This is a genomic window from Bacillus sp. FSL K6-1000 (genome assembly GCF_038630785.1).
Lineage (GTDB): Bacteria > Bacillota > Bacilli > Bacillales > Bacillaceae > Bacillus > Bacillus safensis.
This window is the reverse complement of record NZ_CP152042.1, coordinates 2,692,374-2,710,469: the sequence shown is the minus strand read 5'-3', so window position 1 is coordinate 2,710,469 and position 18,096 is coordinate 2,692,374. Positions and strand designations below refer to the sequence as shown.

Sequence of the window (18,096 nt, the reverse complement as noted above, 5' to 3'; positions counted from 1 at the left end):
CGGTTCTTCAGCGTGTAGACAAACCCTCGCATTCTTTGTCAGTCCTGCGCGCTGGTGCTCACGAATGTTAAATTCGCTCCGCAAAAGTAGCCGTTCTTCCTAGACTTCAAAGGTTTTCTATCACGCTGAAAAGAAGACAAAGAGCTAAAATAAAAATCATTTTAGCCCTTTGTCAACAATCTGCAAAAGAAAAGAACCGGCATATCGCCGGTTCTTTTTGTTATATGGACAATTCATTATACGCTTAAGATGATATTTTTACTTTTTTTCTCGTTGTTTCCCATTTGCCTCTGCTTGGACTATGAACAAGATCGTTATAGGCAAGCACGTTTAAGTCTCTTTGAATGGTTCTAGGTGTGATCCCGAATTCATCAACCAGCTCTTGTGTCGTCACAAGACCTTTCTCTTGAATGAACATATAAACTGATTTAATTCGAGTCATCATACGGTTTGTTGAAGGTTTCAAAAAACCACTCCCTATCAATAAGATCGGATGGACTTGACTAACCACAACTTACTACACTAAAACTGCGAAATAAGGACATGCAACAATGGTAAATGTTCGTGTTTCTTAATGTTTTATTCTATTATACACGTTATTATGCATCTAGTTCCACCAAAAAGTCAACTTTACGTGTTTTTAAACTTGTCTTCATGAAATGAAATATGGTATATATCATGATTTGAATCCGGTTACAACCCAATAATGATAAGGGATACGATAGAAGCTGTCACGTTCAAACGTTCGAAAAATAAACTCAGAAGATTTACAAAATAAAAAATACAGTGAAGGCAAAAAAGGCACATTCCATGTAAGGATGTGCCTTTTCTGTTTCTGTTATCCTTCTAAGAAAAAGAGCTGAATGAAAAATAACACCGCAAAGATGAGAACAAGCACATGTACTTCTCTCCATTTCCCTTTCGCCAATTTCACAAGCGGATATGAAATAAATCCAAGTGAAATTCCTGTAGAGATACTAGAAGTCAGCGGCATCGAAAGAATGACAAGAAAAGCAGGGAATGCCTCGTCTAGTTCGTTCCAGCGAATGCGTGACACCGAGTTCATCATCAAGCAGCCAACAATGATTAAAACAGGTGATGTGATGGATGGTAAAGACGAAATCGCTTGAACGAGCGGGCCAAAAAATAATGCCACAATAAACAGTGCAGCGACCGTTAAAGAAGTCAGTCCAGTTCTTCCGCCAGCAGCAACGCCTGATGATGATTCAATATAAGCAGTGGTTGGGCTTGTACCAAACATAGAACCAACCGTTGTTGCAGCAGAGTCAGCGAGCAGGGCTCTGCGCACTTTTGGCAGCTGGCCGTTTTTCATTAATCCGGCTTGTTCGGCAACGCCGATCATAGTGCCTGTTGTATCAAAAATCGTCACCAGTAAGAAGGAGAAGACGACAGCATATAAATGATGAGAGAACACATCACCAAAAGCAGCGATTGGATTGGTAATCAGCATGCCTTCAGGCAGTGCAGGGACGTCCATCAGCATTTTAGGGAAATGAAGCTGGCCTGTTGCGAGCGCAATCAATGTAGTCGCTAACATGCCGATAAACAGTGCACCATTTATTTGCAGAACCATTAATATAACCGAAATCATTAAGCCGACAAGCGTTAAAACGACAACAGGCGAGCTTAAATTGCCAAGCTTCACAAGGTTTTCTGGATCAGCAGCAATGATTCCAGACTGACGGAGGCCGATGAACGCAATGAAAAGCCCGATTCCTGCTGTAATGCCGTACTTTAAATTATCTGGAATGGCTTGAATGAGTTGTTTTCTAAGGGATGTTAACGATAAAATAATAAAGAGTATACCAGCAACAAATACCGCACTAAACGCTGTTTGATAGCTGATGCCGCCACCGCCGACAACGGTAAAGGTGAAATAGACATTCAGCCCCATGCCTGGTGCAATGGCAATCGGATAATTTGCAAAGAGTGCCATCCAGAGGGTACCGACGACAGCAGCGATGATTGTTGCAGTAAAGACTTGGTCAAAAGGAATACCTGCTTTTGAAAGAATTCCTGGGTTGACGGCAACAATATAGACCATGGTAAAGAATGTCGTCATACCAGCGATGATTTCTTTCTTTATGTTGGTTTGATTTTCTTTTAACTGAAACATAAAATCCTCCATTTACGAACATTATTACAAAACAATTTATATAATATTCGTTTTAAGGGTGGATTGCAACCTTTTTTCAAGGAGGAATGGAAAAAATGAATTGGGAAGCTGAAGTAATACGAAAAAAAGATGACTTGATCAAGGACACACAATCTTTCTTACAAATTGAAAGTGTCCTTGATGAAGAAGGCGGCAAAGAAGGAAAGCCATTTGGTGAAAAAGTTGATGATGCCCTCAAGTATATGCTGAAAAAAGGGGAAGACGAAGGCTTCAAAGTCAAGAATGTCGACGGCTATGCAGGTCATATTGAATATGGGGAAGGCGAAGACATCGTAGGTGTGCTGTGCCATGTGGACGTTGTGCCTGCTGGCGACGGCTGGACAACCCCGCCATTTTCAGCGGATATCAGAGAAAATAAAATCTTTGCACGCGGAGCTATTGATGACAAAGGCCCAACCATGGCAGCGTTCTATGCGCTGAAGATCTTAAAAGATTCTGGTCTGCAGCTGTCGAAAAAAATCAGAATGATCATTGGGACAGATGAAGAAAGTGATTGGCGCTGTGTGGACCATTATTTCAAGCATGAGGCAATGCCGCAAATCGGATTTGCACCAGACGCCGATTTTCCGATTATTCATGCGGAAAAAGGAATTATTGATGCCATCCTGTCATTTACATATCAACAACCATCGAATCAACAGCGCTATACGCTTAAGCAATTTGCATCGGGTATGAGGCTCAATATGGTGCCAGATGAGGCAGCTGCTACTGTGACTGCTGCACAGGCACATGATGCTGAATCATTAAAAACGGCCTTCGAAGCCTATCTTGCTGATCATCAATTATCTGGTGAGGTAAAAAGCACAGCGGATGGACTGCATTTTACATTAAAAGGGGTATCCGTTCATGCCATGGAGCCGGCGCATGGGACAAATGCGGGCATTCATATGGCGAATTTCTTATGCGGACATGAATTAGATGAGCAGGGACTTGCCTTTACTTCCCAAATCAATGCTTTATTTGATCAGGATACAAGAGGGAAAAATCTGGGAATTGCTTGCAAAGATGATATTAGTGGAGATTTGACATTGAATGTTGGGACAATCCGCTATAAACAGAATGAGGAAGCAAAGCTAGGGTTAAATGTCCGCTATCCAGTAACTGTAGACGGCAAGGACGTCAAAAAAGGAATTGAAAGCATCAAAGGGGCGTCCCTTCTAAAATTCGAAGACAGCCCTCCGCATCACGTCTCAAAAGATCATCCGCTTGTGAAAACCTTGCAGCGGGTATATGAGGAGCAAATGGGAGATCCTGCAACCCTTATTGCCATTGGGGGAGGAACGTATGCGAGATCTTTAGAAGCTGGCGTTGCGTTTGGACCTCTATTTCCTGGCAGACCAGACTGCGCCCATCAAAAGGATGAATATATTGAAATTGATGACTTACTAAGAGCAGCAGCTCTTTATGCACAAGCTATGTATGAATTAGCAAAATAGAAATTGGAAAAGAGAAGAGGGGATTCATAGTGAAAAAAATGTTCTTAAGTTCTTCATTCAAAGACAGCTATTCTCTCTTGTCTGACTTTGCAGGTGAATCATTAAAAGGTAAGCGTGTGACTTTCTTTCCAACGGCAAGTGCTGTAGAAGAAGTCACGCACTATGTGGAGGCAGCGAAGGAAGCCTTTCAGAAATTAGGCATGCAGCTTGAGACTGTGCAGGTAGATGAACAATCCGTAGAAGAGATCACACAGATGATCAAACAAAATGATGTGATCTATGTTTCAGGAGGCAACACTTTTTATTTATTGCAGGAGTTAAGAAAGCAGCGTCTCGATGACGTGTTGAAAGAAGAAATCAACAACGGCAAGCTGTACATCGGAGAGTCTGCGGGGAGTATCATTATGGCGCCAAGCATTGAATATATCTCCATGATGGATGATCAGGAGAAGGCGCCGGAGCTTTCATCATTTCAAGGTTTCAATGAAATAAGCCGCTATCCAGTACCGCATATGCACAATGCCTATTTAGGCGAGGCTGCGGAGCAAATCATAGAGAAGTATCAGGAGACACTTGATTTATGTCCGCTTACTGATGAACAGGCTTTACTCGTCACAGGGGAGCAGGTTGAGGTGAAATCTGTCTAAGCATCTTAACCGTGAAAGAAGAAAAAGGAACAGGGATTCATCACCCTGTTCCTTTTTTAATCTTGAAAAACATCACTTGATAAGTATCGTTCACCCGTATCTGCTGTCATACAGATCACGATTTGATCTGCCGGCAATTGCTTCGCTGTTTCAATGGCTGCATAGCAAGCCGCCCCAGAGGATGGGCCTACTAAAATGCCTTCAAGCATAGCGAGCTCCCGTGTGATGTGGTACGCATCTTCGTCGCTTACTTGCACGATCTCATCATAGACATCCTCGTTTAAGATTTGGGGGATAAATCCTGGGCTTGTGCCAACGAGCTTATGTTTGCCAGGTTCCCCGCCAGATAAGACTGGAGATCCCTTAGGCTCTGCTACACGGATGGTTAAATGAGGGAATGCCTTTTTTAATTCCTCTCCAGTTCCTGTAATAGTACCGCCAGTTCCAGCTGTTGCGACAAAGGCGCCAAGGGGCTGTCCAAGTTGGTTCACAGCTTCCATGATTTCGACCGCTGTTGTTCCTCTATGTGCATCTGGGTTTGCTCTATTGTCAAATTGCATCGGAATAAAGCTGTGAGGAATTTGAGCAGCCAGTTCTTCCGCCTTGCGGATGCAGCCTGGCATTTTTTCTTCTCCTGGGGTTAAGACGACCTGCGCCCCGTATGCCTTCAAAATATTGATTCTTTCCTTTGTCATCGTATCAGGCATGACAAGGATAGCTTTGTAGCCTCTTGCGGCAGCATTCATGGCTAAACCAATCCCTGTATTCCCGCTCGTAGGTTCAATAATGGTTGCTCCTTTTGTGAGTTTCCCTTGTTCTTCTGCCTCAACAATCATATTGTAAGCGGCGCGGTCTTTGACACTTCCGCTAGGATTAAATGATTCCAGCTTTAAGTAAACAGCCGCCGCATTTTCTGGCTGGAGCCGCTGTAATTTGACAAGCGGTGTATCGCCAATCAGCTCAGCTATATTTTGTGCAACTTTCATCAGATGACACCCTTTCTTCTCATTCCGCATTTCTTTAGTTATACTATCATCAATGGGGATTCGTAAAGTTTGTTAAAAAAGGACAGGTGATATTGTGTCAGAAAACCGTCATTATTTTATAGGGATTCACATCCCTGAACAACTTGCGCATCAAATCAAACAAGACATTGATCAAAGGAGCGGACTGTTCTTTCAAAAATGGACAGCACCACATGATTATCATGTAACCCTTGTCTTTTTAGGCGCCATTCCAGAAGAGCGTTTAAAAAAGATCATCCAGCTGCTTGACCTCCTTTCAAATGAAGCATCTGCATTTCCACTAGAGCTGAATGAGGTAGGGCAGTTTGGTGCGAAGGAACGCCCGAGAGTCTTTTTTGCAAAGCCTCATGAAAGTGAGCCGCTCATGCATTTAAGAGAAAAGGTAAAGGAGGCCGTCTTGTCAGCAGGACACCCTGTTGAAAAGAGACCGTTTCATCCGCATATAACGATTGCACGCAAATGGAATGCGGATGACCTTTATGAAGAACAAGCGCCTTTACGCAAAGAGCCATATGTGATGGAGGTTTCGCGTATCACTTTATTTGAAATACGTCCGAAGGAAACCCCTCGTTATCACGCAATCAAACAATTTACACTACATAAATGATTCTAGAAGTTGGAGTGAGCAGCAGATGGCGCAAATTATCAAAATTCAAGATTATATATCACGATATGAACAAGACCCGCATCACTACATCAATCAATTCAATCGGTTGAAAAAACAAAGATGGGACGAGTTGAAAAAGGCTTCAAAAGAGGAGGCGCAGCAACCATTTGACCAAATTCCTCAACAAGTGCCTGAACAGGAGGAAGAAAAGAGAAAGAAATTCTCCTTAAAGAGAAAGCAAAAAGAAGCCGATATGAAAAAGGAACGGGACCTGAGTCTTTTTAACGAGCCGACAGATATAGAGCAAGGGGTTTTCAGAAACGTCCCTACCGATGAAACGAAGCTGATTCACTTTTTTAAGGATCATCTCTTTGAAGTGCAATTAAAATGGGCGAGCTCAACGATTTCACATATTTCAACCGTCTCCCATCATATTCGATATGATGAAAAGCTGCGAATGCTTGCGAGGCAGCTTCCAGATTCTTATTTTGTGATGTACAAGCCGGTGCTGCTCATTCAAAAAGCTGAGATGGAATTATGTCCGATACTCATAACGCCGCTCGAAGTAATCTGTTTATCCTTCTTAGAGGCCGAGCCAGACAGTGTCTATATCGGAACGAAGGAACGTTTTTGGGAAAAACGGGCGACTGGGAAAGCTGTTCAGTCCGTCTTAAATCCTTGTGCAAGCCTTCTGCGTTCTGGCACCGTTGTGTCAAAGATCTTACAGCAAAGTGGTGTAGACCTTCCTGTGAAAAAAATCCTCATTAGCCGAACCTCTTATATTGATTTACCTGAAGTTCCATATGGGATGGAGGTTATCGATAAGAAGAAGGCAGAAGAGTGGTTTGAAAAGCAGCGGAAAAATACGGCGCCGACAAAGCATCAGCAATTTAAGGCGACAAAGGCGTTGCTTGCTTATGGTGAAACAGACAGCAAAAGAAGGCAGGAATGGCTCGATTAAAGGCATGATGGAAGGTCACGAAAAATGAGACCCGAGTGGAGCTAATATATGAATGAATGGTACTTTATCGTTAATCCAGAAGCAGGACATGGAAAAGGACTCCGCACATGGAGGAGCATAGAGAAAGAATTACAAAAGGTGGAGGTCTCTTATCGATCGTTTCTCACCCAGCATGAAGGCCATGCCGAAGTTTTGGCAAGACAAATCAGTGCCATGCAGGATGACAGGCTGAAGCGGTTGATTGTGATTGGCGGTGACGGAACGATTCATGAAGTGCTGAATGGCTTAAAGGAAATCGATCATGTGCAGCTTAGTTTTGTCCCTGCTGGTCATTGGAATGATGCTGCGAAGGGTCTCGGTATCCATCGTCATGATGTCCTAAAAGAAGTGAGAAGGCAAAAGAGAATGCTCACCAAAACATTTTCTCTCGGCTCCTTTCAAGATCATGCCGAAAGTCCGCAATCTGTTCTTTTTCTCAATCATATCGGTGTGGGGTTTGATGCACATGTGCTGAGGAAAACGGTGCATTTTAGAGGAAAAAAGTGGCTGAAACGGCTGGGGCTTGGCTTTATCATCTACCCGCTGTCATTTCTCCATTCTCTATGGTCGTTTAAGCCATTTGATCTTGCGTTATTTATTGAAAATGAGAAGAAAGTCTTTCGACAAGTGTGGTTTGTGATCGTATGCAATCACCCGTATTACGGGGGAGGGCTGGAAGCAGCACCGGAAGTGAGTGCAAGGCAGCCAGGCTTTCAAACGATGGTTGTCACAGATTTGAATCCATTCAAAGTCCTCTTGTTTCTAAGTGCAATGGTGTTTCGAAAGCACCTTGGGATGAAGGGGGTTACCCTGTTTCAGCATGAGGAAGCGTACTTAGAAGCAGATGAAAAAATCTTATTTCACGCAGATGGAGAAGTGATCGGTGCAACGCCTGTCTTTGTGAAGGCAAGTGAACGATCCTTAAAATTACGTGCTTAAATAACTTGCGATATGTCCGCAGTCAAAGAACCATGAAAAAAGGCTTCTTTTTCGTAAGGTTCTTGTCCTGATTTTTTAGTTTTGCTTGACGAGTATAAGAAGGTAACGATAAAATCTATAGGACGGCTATTGTTTAGCATCTCATTCTCAATAGCTGTCCTTTTTGTTTTTATGATCATATAAATAAAAAAAAAACAGCCAATTGATCCTCAATCGGCTGAATTTTGTCGACTAAAAAAGCAAGATTTAAAATATTTTAAGAAATGATGGGTTGAAAATTGATATGAACTGGTTGGGACAAATATTAGGTAGCGAATGGCACATCTCTCCGGCTGGAGGCGCTACGGGAGATGCGTACTTCGCAACACACAATGACCAAAAGCTATTTTTAAAACGCAATACGTCACCGTTTCTTGCGGTTTTGTCAGCTGAAGGCATTGTGCCGAAGCTTGTCTGGACAAAACGGATGGAAAATGGAGATGTAATTACTGCACAGCACTGGCTGAGCGGTAGAGAGCTGAAGCCAAAGGACATGAATGATCGTCCTGTAGCAGAGCAGCTAAGAAAAATTCATACATCAAAAGAATTGCTCGATATGCTGAAACGATTAGAGAAGCACTCTCTAGATCCAGAATCCATTCTGATGCATCTAAAACAGTCCATATTAAACGAGCAAATTGTTTCACAAGACATCACGCGTGCCATCCAGTATTTAGAGAAGCATGTCGAGGCTGTCCATTTTGAGGACAAGGTCGTCTGTCATTGTGATCTCAATCATAATAATTGGCTGCTGACAGATGAAAACCAGCTCTATTTGATTGATTGGGATGGGGCGATGATTGCAGACCCAGCGATTGATCTTGGACCGCTTTTATACCATTATGTTGAGGAAGAGAACTGGGAAAGCTGGCTCTCTATGTACGGCGCCCCGCTGACGGATAATTTGCGAAAGCGCATGGCGTGGTACGTGCTCGCTGAAACCGTATCGTTTGTCGTTTGGCATAAACGAAAAGGGAATGAAAAGGCGCAAAAAGAAGTGCAAGCGGAGCTAAATGCACTCTTAAAAAGGTTAAACATCCATTAAGACAGTGGAATGTTTTCGACCCACTCAGACAGATGTGATTGATGCTCCTCGATATGTGCATCAATTGAACTGACAGAGGTGCCCTTTTGGCTGTAATCATAAATATCTGTTAACAGCTGACGAATGTCGGGATCCAGATCTTCTTTTGCCAGCATTAATTGAATTACGCGTCCCACCTGTTCATATTCTGCAACAGTCCCGCAGCAATCCAGCTGGTGATCGGTTAAAATATCTTTGATTAATTGAAGCTGATGTTGACGGTTTAAACCCATATAAATGCTCCTTTCCTGCGTGTCATTTATGAGGTTAAACTGTGCAATCAGCGCCCAATTTATACATGCGGCAGACCAGCTCAAGCGAAGGGCTGGTCTTTTTATATGGACATAGAAGATGCTGTCTTGCGGGTCTTTATGTTTCATGGTATCTTGATAAAATGTAAAGAAAATAGAGGTGTATCAAATTGAGAATGCGACATAAACCATGGGCTGATGATTACTTAGCTGAGAATGCTCATATTGCTTTAGCAAATCCCGAGCAATATAAAGGGAAATGGCATGAGCTGTTTGGAAATGATCATCCAATCCATATCGAAGTTGGGACAGGAAAAGGGAGCTTTATTGCTGGAATGGGCAAGCTTCATCCTGATATCAACTATATTGGCATTGAATTATTTAAAAGTGTCATTGTGACGGCAGTAGATAAAATCAAAGAGACAGATGTTGAAAATGTAAAGCTTTTGAACATCAATGCTGAGACGCTGACAAATGTGTTTGCGGAAAATGAGATTGACCGGGTGTATTTGAATTTCTCTGATCCGTGGCCAAAAGCAAGACACGAAAAGCGCAGATTGACGTTTAAAACCTTTTTAGAGCGATATGAACATATTCTTCGTCCAGGCGGTGAATTACATTTCAAAACAGATAACCGCGGGTTATTTGAATATTCCTTAAAAAGTTTTTCTGCCTATGGCCTTCTTTTAACGTATGTCAGCCTAGATTTACATGAGGACGGCTTAGAAGGAAACGTGATGACTGAATATGAAGAGAAATTCTCATCTATGGGACAACCCATCTATCGATCAGAAGTCAAATTCCCAGAATAACAAGTGACATCAAGCTGGCTGCAAAAAAATTTCAGTCAGCTTTTTTTATGAAAAGATTGGTGCATGCGATTTTTGGCTGTATTTGCTACGATAGAAAAAGGAGGGATGACAGCAATGGAGACAATGAAAATAGGTGAAATGGAACTGTTTTGGTTAAACGGGGGAGATACGCACATGGACGGCGGTGCGATGTTCGGTGTCGTGCCAAAGCCTTTATGGTCAAAAAAATACCCGGTTAATGAACGCAATCAAATTGAATTACGATGTGATCCAATTCTCATTCGGTGGAAGGGACTGCATCTGTTAGTGGATTCGGGCATCGGATCAGGGAAGCTGACAGATAAACAAAAACGCAATTACGGCGTGACAGAGGAAACCAAATTGGAAGAATCTCTAGCGGCCCTTGGTCTGCGCCCATCAGATATAGATTACGTATTAATGACACACCTGCACTTTGATCATGCCAGCGGATTAACAAAACGTGAAGGCGATAAGCTCGTGTCTGTTTTTCAGCAGGCAAAAATCATCACATCGAAAATCGAATGGGATGAAATGAGAGCGCCGAACATTCGCTCAAGAAATACATATTGGAAAGAAAACTGGGAGCCTGTGGCAGATCAAGTGGTCACATTTGAAGAAAGTATTGAAGTGATAGAAGGCATCGAGCTGCACCATACAGGCGGCCATAGCAATGGTCATAGCATTTTAACGCTCACAAGTGAGGGCGAAACAGCGATTCATTTAGCTGATATCATGCCAACACACGCTCATAAAAATCCACTTTGGGTTTTGGCATATGATGATTACCCAATGACGTCGATTCCAGCCAAGCAAAAGTGGCAGGCATTTGCAGAAGAAAAAAATGCGTGGTACTTGTTTTATCATGATGCCATTTATCGTGCTGTAAAATGGGACGAAGATGGGCAGATCACACAAGAAATCAAAAGAGAAACAGGAAGATAAAAGATCATCTGTATGTTTTTTTCGCCTTTCACACAAAATAACGACAAAATGAACTTGTGAAAGGAAGAGTGCAGGTGAACCAATTTTATCGTGTACATGGTGATGTGATCGAAACACCATTAAGAGGGATGGAAGTCATGTCAGTCCCTTATTTAAACAAAGGGGTTGCATTTACAAAGGAAGAGCGGAAGGAGCTCGGGTTAAAGGGATTTCTTCCGCCTAAGGTTTTAACTTTAGAGGATCAAGCAAAGCGTGCATATGAGCAGTTCAAGGCACAGCCGGATGAGCTAGGGAAAAATGTGTATTTAACATCACTTCATGATAGAAACGAAGTGCTTTTTTACAAATTACTTAATGAGCACTTGGCGGAAATGCTTCCGATTGTCTACACGCCGACTGTAGGAACGGCTATTCAGCGTTATAGCCATGAGTATCGAAAGCCGAGAGGGCTTTATTTATCGATTGATGATCTAGAAGGCATGGAAGAAATTTTTGCTTCTTATGGTGTTGATGAATCAATTGATTTAATCGTTGCAACTGATGCAGAAGGCATTTTAGGCATCGGAGACTGGGGCGTTGGCGGGATTGCCATTTCAGTCGGGAAACTTGCTGTTTATACAGCTGCAGCAGGCATTGATCCTAGCCGCGTGCTGGCGGTAGTGCTTGATGCCGGGACGAACCAGGAAAGTCTCTTAAATGATCCGCTTTATGTTGGAAATCAGCACTCCCGCGTTCGAGGAGAGCGCTATGATCAGTTCATTGATCAATATGTCGAGCTTGCCCGTGCTACTTTCCCAAATGCACTTCTTCACTGGGAAGATTTTGGTACAAAGAATGCCCGTGCGATATTGGAAAAATATAAGGACCGCATTTGTACATTTAACGATGACATTCAAGGAACTGGCGCCGTTTCACTTGCTGCAGTTATGGCATGTGCAAAAGCTTCGAAGGTCCCGCTGAAAGATCACCGTATCGTCATTTTTGGAGCGGGTACGGCAGGTATTGGCATAGCCGAGCAAATCCGTGATGCGATCGTCAGAGACGGAGTCAAAGAAGAGGAGTCCTATGATCATTTCTGGTGTATTGATAAAACGGGGCTGCTCACAGATGATTCACCTGACATTCAGCCATTTCAAAAGCCGTATGCAAGACGTTCTGACGAAGTAAAGGATTATGCCCGTAATGGTCCAAAGCATTCGATTGATCTATTAGAGGTCGTCAAACAGGCGAAACCTACAATCTTAATTGGCACCTCGACGGTCGGAGGAGCATTTACAGAGGAAATTGTAAAAGAAATGGCGTCACACGTGGAGCGCCCTGCGATTTTACCGATGTCGAATCCGACACCTCTTTCAGAAGCAAAGCCGCAAGATCTGATTGAATGGACTGAAGGACGCGCACTTGTGACAACGGGAAGCCCATTTGATCCTGTTGAATATGGAGGCGTCACATATGAAATTGGACAAGCGAATAATGCCCTTGTCTTCCCAGGTCTTGGTCTAGGCACGATTGTGTCAAAAGCCAGGTTGATGACAGACAGTATGTTTGTTGCGAGTGCTGAAGCCATTGCAAGCATGGTCAATGTGGGGAAGCCGGGTGCAGCGATGCTGCCAAGTGTCGATCAGCTTCGAACCGTTTCAGCAACAGTGGCCGTCCGCGTGGCGCAGGCAGCAATTGATGAAGGAATAGCAGAAGAAACGCCTGATGACCTCATTCAGGCTGTGCAGGACGCGATGTGGCATCCTGTGTACAAAAAAATCAAAGCCATATAAAAAAAGCTTCGCAAGGACATGTCTTTGCGAAGCTTTCTTGATCAAGCAACAGAATCAATCACATCAACGATCATGCCTGTTTTGGCATCAATCATCACTTCATACTGTTCAAGCTCGCCAAAGGCAGAGCGGGTAATGCCAGATTTGTACACATCAATCGTTTCACCATTTACGGTATACGGTTCTGGTACAGTATAAATCCAAGAGCCATCAATCGGGCCGCGCTGTTTAAAAGCAGATTTCACAATTTTTAATGCTTTTTCAGATGAGATATACGTAGGGAAAAATACTTTCTTTGCAACAATTGCAGCGGCTACTCCAATACTCGCACCAATCAAAACATGTTTTAACTTCAACGTGCTGCACCTCCGTATTGCTGTTTTTTCCATTATACAAAACTTGTCCATTGATGTTAAGGAATCCGAATACTTGAAAGCATATTCAAAATTTTTAGAGAGATACTTGGAAAACCGAAAGAATTCTTATAGTATAAAGTGAGTGTTATTTTTATAGGAATATATATGGTCATTACATAGAAACGAGGTAAACTGTAGAATGAACGAAGAAACATTGTCGCTTTTCCGAAATTTAACAGAATTACAGGGAACTCCAGGAAATGAGCACCATGTGCGTGCTTTTATGAAAAAAGAACTTGAGAAATATTCTGATGAACTCATTCAAGACCGCCTTGGCGGAGTGTTTGGCGTACGCAAAGGGCCGGAAAACGCACCGAAAATTATGGTAGCTGGTCATATGGATGAAGTCGGATTCATGGTCTCATCGATCACGAAAAACGGAATGATTCGTTTTCAAACACTTGGCGGCTGGTGGAGTCAAGTCATGCTGGCGCAGCGTGTAGACGTACATACCGATCAGGGTCCAATTCCTGGTGTCGTCTCGAGTACACCTCCTCATCTTCTGACGCCAGAACAAAAAAGCAAACCTGTGAAGCCGTCAGATATGCTTATTGATATTGGTGCAGACAGTGAAGAAGAGGCAAAAGAGCTTGGCGTTCGCCCAGGGCAGCAAATCGTTCCTGCAACGGTATTTACCCCAATGGCGAATCCAAAAAAGATTTTGGCAAAGGCTTGGGATAACCGTTATGGCTGCGGCCTTGCAATTGAATTATTAAAAGAATTAAAAGATGAATCACTTTCATGCCAGTTGTATTCAGGAGCAACTGTTCAAGAGGAAGTAGGGCTTAGAGGAGCTGAGGTAGCTGCAAACATGATTCAGCCAGATCTTTTCTTCGCTTTAGATGCAAGTCCTGCAAACGATGTGACAGGTGATAAAACACAGTTCGGCCAGCTTGGAAAAGGTACACTTCTGCGTATTTTTGACCGCACAATGATTACGCACCGCGGAATGAGAGACTTTGTACTCGATACTGCTGAGACAAACAACATTCCATATCAATATTTCGTATCACCGGGTGGTACGGACGCTGGACGTGTTCATATTTCAAACCAAGGTGTGCCTTCTGCTGTCATTGGGGTATGCGCACGCTACATTCATACAAGTCATTCTGTGTTACATGTGGACGATTACGCAGCGGCAAAAGAGTTAATTGTCCGCCTAGTGAAAAATTGTGATCAAAGTACAGTGGATTCTATTTATCAACAAGTATAAATAGAATAGAAAAAGGCTGCTTCTTCAATGAGAGCAGCTTCAGCGTGTAGACAAACCCTCGCATTCTTTGTCAGTCCTGCGTGCCGGTGCTCACGAATGTACAATTCGCTCCGCTCCGGTACTCGTCCTTCCTAGGGCTGCAAAGGTTTTCTATCACGCTGAAAAGAAGACAAAGGGCTAAAATAAAGATCATTTTAGCCCTTTGTCAACAATCTGAGGCTGCTTCTTCAATAAGAGCAGCCTTTTTTCTTATTGCTGTTCAAACACGTAAGATAACGCCTTGATCGCTTGGTTCACGGTTTCCACAGTGATATTTGCTTTGTTTGAGAGTTCTTTTAACGGATGGTGCAGTTCTTTTGGACGGATTAAAATCAGAGGTTTCCCTTTTGCAATTGCAGCAGACGCATCCATGGCTGTGTTCCACTGTTTATATTTCTCACCAAAGCGCGCAATGACGACATCTGCTTTGTTTAATAAAATTTCAGTACGAAAATTGTTCAAATCAGAAGCTGCATCATCTTTGAAAATGGCATTCGGCTGCTCACCTAAAATATCCTCACCGATGTTATCTGAGCGGTCATGATTTTCCATTGGACCGACAAATGTCACCGGCAGCTTCAAAGATTGGCTTTTTTCCTTGATTTCATCACGCCACTGGCTATGAATTTCTCCAGCTAAATAAACAGTTAATTGCATAACGAACTCCTCCTTTTGTACAAACTTAGTAAAGGTTTGTCCTGTTTCTTTTCATGTTACACAAGAAGTGCTTGATAAAGCAAAAAAAATATGATTATGATATTCATGGTAGAGACAATTTTTCATCGTAAGAATACTACATATAATGGGAAGGACAGGCCTCTTCGTCTTTCCTATGAGAAAGCAGGAAGACGACGTTGATGACTTATTTGAAAAGAAAGGGGATCTCCCTTTCGCCAAAGGTGTATTTCATTGATGCACTTTCTTATATGGCTTTAGGTCTATTTGCTACATTAGTGGTAGGTCTGATTTTAAAAACAGCAGGCGGTCTGTTATCACTTTCTCTCATTGTGAAAATGGGTACGCTTGCTATGGGTCTGATGGGACCGGCAATTGGCGTAGCAGTTGCTTATCGCTTAAATGCTTCTCCATTAATCATTTTTGCAAGTGTTGTCTCAGGTGCCGCTGGAGCAGAGCTTGGGGGACCAGCCGGAAGCTTCGCGGCTGCTCTAATTGGAGTGGAAATAGGCAAACTTGTCAGTGGTGAGACAAGAATTGATATTATTTTAACGCCGCTTGTCACCATTATCACTGGCTTTTTCACTGCTGCTTTCATCGGTCCTGGCATTCAGGCGATGATGACAGGGCTTGGCAGACTTATCATGTGGGGGACAGACCAAAGCCCGCTGATCATGGGCATGCTAGTAGCGACCATTGTTGGACTTGCTCTAAGTTCTCCGATTTCAAGTGCTGCACTTGCGCTCATGCTTGACTTAAGCGGAACAGCTGCTGGTGCTGCAACGATTGGCTGCTGTGCCCAAATGGTTGGCTTTGCTGCTGCAGGTTTTAGAGAAAATCGCTTTGGCGGGCTTGCGGCTGTCGGCATTGGGACGTCAAAGTTGCAGCTTTCGAACATTGTGAAAAACCCCCTCATCCTGATTCCGCCGACGATTGCTGGTCTGATTCTCGCGCCAATTGGTATTATTGGCTTTGGGATGGTCAATAATGCGGCAGGAGCGGGAATGGGAACGAGCGGGCTTGTTGGACAGCTCATGACCCTCACTGTCATGGGGTTTCATCCATCTGTATTTCTGGCGATAGCTCTCTTGCATATCGTTGGCCCGGCAGTGATTAGTTTGGTAGTATCAGAATGGATGAGAAAGAAAGGCTATATACAATTCGGAGATTTAACCATACAAACTGGAGGAATGAAACATGAAAAAAATTGAATCTAACGAAGAATTACAAAAAGTGATTCAAGAAGACTTAACGGTATTGCTATTTTCAGCTGACTGGTGCCCGGACTGCACATTTATTGAGCCATTCTTGCCAGAGCTTGAAGCAAACTACCCAGAATTTGAGTACTTCTATGTCGATAGAGACAAGTTCATTGACACTTGTGCAGAGTGGGAAATTTACGGCATTCCAAGCTTTTTAGTCTTTAAAAACGGACAAGAGATTAACCGCTTTGTCAGCAAAGATCGTAAGACAAAGGAAGAGATTGAAGCATTTTTAACAGATTCTCTTTCTAAATAACGAAAGGAGAGTCTAAAACGATGGCAAAAATGACATCAAGACAGCTTGCGAATGAACTCAAAAGCCGTCTGACGAACGATAGCTGGTCACACCAGTTTGATCGGGAAAAAGATACACTTCGTATTGAAGATAAACAAACAGGCAAAGGCATCACACTAGAGCTCCCGCCAATTATTGCAAAGTGGGAAGTAAAGCCTGATGAAACAATTGATGAGATTGTTTATTATGTGAAAGAAGCGCTGAGTGCCATGAAAGGCGAAGCGCAGCACATTTCAGGAAAAGAAAAGCAGATCTATCCGGTCATTCGTTCCACTTCCTTTCCTGAGGCATCAAGTGATGGAATTCCGCTCGTATTTGATGAGCATACAGCTGAAACGAGAATCTACTATGCACTTGACCTTGGAAGCAGCTACCGATTAATTGATGAAAAGATGCTTCAAAAGGAAAACTGGACAAAAGAACGAATCAGAGAAACTGCAAGCTTCAACGTCCGTTCACTAGAAACTGTAGTGAAAATGGATGAAGTGGCAGGCAACCTGTTTTATTTCTTCCGCGCAAATGACGGGTATGACGCCAGCAGACTTTTAAATGAGTCGTTATTACAAGAATACGCGCAAAAAATAGAAGGACAAATGGCGATTTCTGTTCCTCATCAAGATGTATTCATCATTGCAGATGTTCGCAATGATTCAGGCTATGATATTTTAGGACAGATGTCGATGAGCTTCTTCGCCAGCGGTACGGTTCCGATTACCGCATTGTCATTTTTATATGATGAGGGTAAGCTTGAACCGATCTTTATACTTGCAAAAAGCAGACCAAAACAGCAGTAGAAGGGAATTTTGAAGAATGAATGTTTTTTATAATGCAGAAGGTGTAGGCGACACACTCCTTATTTCATTGAAAGATGTGACGAGAGAAGAAGTAGGACATGAGACGTTTGGAGATGTTGTACGAATCTTCAATCAAGAAACAAAAGAAACAACAGGCTTTAATATCTTCAATGCATCTACTTACATGAAAATTGAAGAAAACGGATCTGTCCCGCTTTCTGAAACCATTGTTCAAGATATCAATGAAATTTTAAACCGCAACGGTGTCAGTGAAACGTTGACTGTGGATCTATCACCAAAATTTGTTGTCGGCTATGTAAAGGAAAAAGAAAAGCATCCGAATGCAGATAAATTAAACATTTGCCAAGTTGATGTGGGCGATGAAACCTTACAAATCGTGTGCGGTGCACCAAACGTTGACCAAGGCCAATATGTCGTGGTGGCGAAGGTCGGCGCAGTGATGCCAAGCGGTATGGTCATCAAAGATGCTGAGCTAAGAGGGGTTCCATCAAGCGGCATGATTTGTTCAGCAAAAGAGTTAGATCTTCCAGACGCACCTGCTGAAAAAGGGATACTTGTTTTAGATGGTAGCCATCAAGCTGGCGAACCCTTTAAAGCATAACCTCCCAT

Annotated in this window: 20 protein-coding genes; 14 read left to right on the top strand and 6 right to left on the bottom strand. The window is 42.9% G+C overall.

Features of this window, described 5'->3' with window-relative positions; genetic code table 11:
* Window positions 1–244: 244 nt before the first annotated feature.
* Window positions 245–466, bottom strand: coding sequence for a DeoR family transcriptional regulator (locus tag MHI46_RS14030; protein ID WP_008356419.1), 222 nt, complete (start codon window positions 464–466; stop codon window positions 245–247).
* Between the two features lie 372 nt (window positions 467–838).
* Complete coding sequence (locus MHI46_RS14025; RefSeq protein ID WP_039180738.1) at window positions 839–2,137, bottom strand: NCS2 family permease; 1,299 nt, start codon at window positions 2,135–2,137, stop codon at window positions 839–841.
* 95 nt (window positions 2,138–2,232) lie between these two features.
* On the opposite strand from MHI46_RS14025, the gene pepV reads away from it, so the two are divergent.
* Window positions 2,233–3,633 (top strand): dipeptidase PepV, encoded by a 1,401-nt coding sequence (gene pepV, locus MHI46_RS14020; protein WP_342502904.1) that lies wholly within the window; start codon window positions 2,233–2,235, stop codon window positions 3,631–3,633.
* A 29-nt stretch (window positions 3,634–3,662) separates the two neighbouring features.
* Entirely contained in the window at window positions 3,663–4,280 is a 618-nt protein-coding gene (locus MHI46_RS14015) for a Type 1 glutamine amidotransferase-like domain-containing protein (protein ID WP_342502903.1), read from the top strand.
* A 56-nt stretch (window positions 4,281–4,336) separates the two neighbouring features.
* Here the strand turns inward: MHI46_RS14015 and cysK are convergent, their stop codons facing one another.
* Window positions 4,337–5,269 (bottom strand): cysteine synthase A, encoded by a 933-nt coding sequence (gene cysK, locus MHI46_RS14010; protein ID WP_342503259.1) that lies wholly within the window; start codon window positions 5,267–5,269, stop codon window positions 4,337–4,339.
* A 91-nt stretch (window positions 5,270–5,360) separates the two neighbouring features.
* Between cysK and thpR the strand changes: the two genes are divergently transcribed.
* From thpR to MHI46_RS13990, 4 genes are all read left to right on the top strand, one after another.
* A complete protein-coding gene (gene thpR, locus MHI46_RS14005) occupies window positions 5,361–5,912 on the top strand; it encodes an RNA 2',3'-cyclic phosphodiesterase (protein ID WP_342502902.1) in 552 nt (183 codons plus the stop codon).
* A 25-nt stretch (window positions 5,913–5,937) separates the two neighbouring features.
* Window positions 5,938–6,873 carry a hypothetical protein gene (locus tag MHI46_RS14000; protein WP_047203493.1) on the top strand — a complete coding sequence of 312 codons (936 nt, stop codon included), beginning with the start codon at window positions 5,938–5,940 and terminating at the stop codon, window positions 6,871–6,873.
* Between the two features lie 48 nt (window positions 6,874–6,921).
* On the top strand, window positions 6,922–7,851 hold the full coding sequence (locus tag MHI46_RS13995; protein WP_144494622.1) for a YegS/Rv2252/BmrU family lipid kinase: 930 nt from the start codon (window positions 6,922–6,924) through the stop codon (window positions 7,849–7,851).
* A 283-nt stretch (window positions 7,852–8,134) separates the two neighbouring features.
* Complete coding sequence (locus tag MHI46_RS13990) at window positions 8,135–8,935, top strand: phosphotransferase family protein (RefSeq protein WP_186366062.1); 801 nt, start codon at window positions 8,135–8,137, stop codon at window positions 8,933–8,935.
* On the opposite strand, the gene MHI46_RS13985 is transcribed toward MHI46_RS13990, so the two are convergent.
* Window positions 8,932–9,207 (bottom strand): YtzH-like family protein, encoded by a 276-nt coding sequence (locus tag MHI46_RS13985; protein WP_025092409.1) that lies wholly within the window; start codon window positions 9,205–9,207, stop codon window positions 8,932–8,934. The two genes, MHI46_RS13990 and MHI46_RS13985, sit on opposite strands and share 4 nt — an antisense overlap.
* A 188-nt stretch (window positions 9,208–9,395) precedes the next feature.
* On the opposite strand from MHI46_RS13985, the gene trmB reads away from it, so the two are divergent.
* The 3 genes from trmB to MHI46_RS13970 all read left to right on the top strand — a co-directional run bounded on the left by trmB (window position 9,396) and on the right by MHI46_RS13970 (window position 12,772).
* The gene (gene trmB, locus MHI46_RS13980; RefSeq protein ID WP_342502901.1) at window positions 9,396–10,037 is read left to right on the top strand and encodes a tRNA (guanosine(46)-N7)-methyltransferase TrmB; all 642 of its coding nucleotides are present in this window, start codon (window positions 9,396–9,398) and stop codon (window positions 10,035–10,037) included.
* Window positions 10,038–10,151: 114 nt separating this feature from the next.
* Complete coding sequence (locus tag MHI46_RS13975; RefSeq protein ID WP_099663542.1) at window positions 10,152–11,000, top strand: MBL fold metallo-hydrolase; 849 nt, start codon at window positions 10,152–10,154, stop codon at window positions 10,998–11,000.
* Window positions 11,001–11,074: 74 nt separating this feature from the next.
* Entirely contained in the window at window positions 11,075–12,772 is a 1,698-nt protein-coding gene (locus MHI46_RS13970; protein WP_081258405.1) for an NAD-dependent malic enzyme, read from the top strand.
* A 41-nt stretch (window positions 12,773–12,813) separates the two neighbouring features.
* Here MHI46_RS13970 and MHI46_RS13965 read toward each other — a convergent pair whose 3' ends face one another.
* Window positions 12,814–13,128, bottom strand: coding sequence for a PepSY domain-containing protein (locus tag MHI46_RS13965; protein ID WP_003217759.1), 315 nt, complete (start codon window positions 13,126–13,128; stop codon window positions 12,814–12,816).
* 199 nt (window positions 13,129–13,327) lie between these two features.
* Here MHI46_RS13965 and MHI46_RS13960 point away from each other — a divergent pair, with 199 nt between their 5' ends.
* Entirely contained in the window at window positions 13,328–14,401 is a 1,074-nt protein-coding gene (locus MHI46_RS13960) for a M42 family metallopeptidase (protein ID WP_039180701.1), read from the top strand.
* A gap of 249 nt (window positions 14,402–14,650) precedes the next feature.
* Here MHI46_RS13960 and MHI46_RS13955 read toward each other — a convergent pair whose 3' ends face one another.
* Complete coding sequence (locus tag MHI46_RS13955) at window positions 14,651–15,097, bottom strand: YtoQ family protein (RefSeq protein WP_024426182.1); 447 nt, start codon at window positions 15,095–15,097, stop codon at window positions 14,651–14,653.
* A gap of 200 nt (window positions 15,098–15,297) precedes the next feature.
* Between MHI46_RS13955 and MHI46_RS13950 the strand changes: the two genes are divergently transcribed.
* Genes MHI46_RS13950 through ytpR form a run of 4 tightly spaced genes read left to right on the top strand, consistent with a single transcriptional unit; the run spans window position 15,298 to window position 18,088 of the window.
* The gene (locus tag MHI46_RS13950; protein ID WP_048239117.1) at window positions 15,298–16,326 is read left to right on the top strand and encodes a PTS sugar transporter subunit IIC; all 1,029 of its coding nucleotides are present in this window, start codon (window positions 15,298–15,300) and stop codon (window positions 16,324–16,326) included.
* Complete coding sequence (locus tag MHI46_RS13945) at window positions 16,313–16,633, top strand: thioredoxin family protein (protein WP_024424860.1); 321 nt, start codon at window positions 16,313–16,315, stop codon at window positions 16,631–16,633. The genes MHI46_RS13950 and MHI46_RS13945 overlap by 14 nt, the downstream gene beginning before the upstream one ends.
* A gap of 20 nt (window positions 16,634–16,653) precedes the next feature.
* A complete protein-coding gene (locus tag MHI46_RS13940; RefSeq protein WP_099663540.1) occupies window positions 16,654–17,466 on the top strand; it encodes a DUF1444 domain-containing protein in 813 nt (270 codons plus the stop codon).
* A 16-nt stretch (window positions 17,467–17,482) separates the two neighbouring features.
* Window positions 17,483–18,088, top strand: a complete 606-nt coding sequence (gene ytpR / locus MHI46_RS13935; RefSeq protein ID WP_024424858.1) for a YtpR family tRNA-binding protein — start codon at window positions 17,483–17,485, stop codon at window positions 18,086–18,088.
* Window positions 18,089–18,096 lie beyond the last annotated feature (8 nt).

What these genes read in the sequence shown, in the direction of transcription:
- MHI46_RS13940 (WP_099663540.1), top strand. Translation starts at nt 16,654, where the DNA reads ATGGCAAAAATGACATCAAGACAGCTTGCGAATGAACTCAAAAGCCGT.
- MHI46_RS13955 (WP_024426182.1), bottom strand. Translation starts at nt 15,097, where the DNA reads ATGCAATTAACTGTTTATTTAGCTGGAGAAATTCATAGCCAGTGGCGT.
- ytpR (WP_024424858.1), top strand. Translation starts at nt 17,483, where the DNA reads ATGAATGTTTTTTATAATGCAGAAGGTGTAGGCGACACACTCCTTATT.
- MHI46_RS13985 (WP_025092409.1), bottom strand. Translation starts at nt 9,207, where the DNA reads ATGGGTTTAAACCGTCAACATCAGCTTCAATTAATCAAAGATATTTTA.
- MHI46_RS13960 (WP_039180701.1), top strand. Translation starts at nt 13,328, where the DNA reads ATGAACGAAGAAACATTGTCGCTTTTCCGAAATTTAACAGAATTACAG.
- MHI46_RS14025 (WP_039180738.1), bottom strand. Translation starts at nt 2,137, where the DNA reads ATGTTTCAGTTAAAAGAAAATCAAACCAACATAAAGAAAGAAATCATC.
- pepV (WP_342502904.1), top strand. Translation starts at nt 2,233, where the DNA reads ATGAATTGGGAAGCTGAAGTAATACGAAAAAAAGATGACTTGATCAAG.
- MHI46_RS13950 (WP_048239117.1), top strand. Translation starts at nt 15,298, where the DNA reads ATGACTTATTTGAAAAGAAAGGGGATCTCCCTTTCGCCAAAGGTGTAT.
- MHI46_RS13990 (WP_186366062.1), top strand. Translation starts at nt 8,135, where the DNA reads ATGAACTGGTTGGGACAAATATTAGGTAGCGAATGGCACATCTCTCCG.
- MHI46_RS13945 (WP_024424860.1), top strand. Translation starts at nt 16,313, where the DNA reads ATGAAAAAAATTGAATCTAACGAAGAATTACAAAAAGTGATTCAAGAA.
- MHI46_RS13995 (WP_144494622.1), top strand. Translation starts at nt 6,922, where the DNA reads ATGAATGAATGGTACTTTATCGTTAATCCAGAAGCAGGACATGGAAAA.
- MHI46_RS13975 (WP_099663542.1), top strand. Translation starts at nt 10,152, where the DNA reads ATGGAGACAATGAAAATAGGTGAAATGGAACTGTTTTGGTTAAACGGG.
- MHI46_RS14000 (WP_047203493.1), top strand. Translation starts at nt 5,938, where the DNA reads ATGGCGCAAATTATCAAAATTCAAGATTATATATCACGATATGAACAA.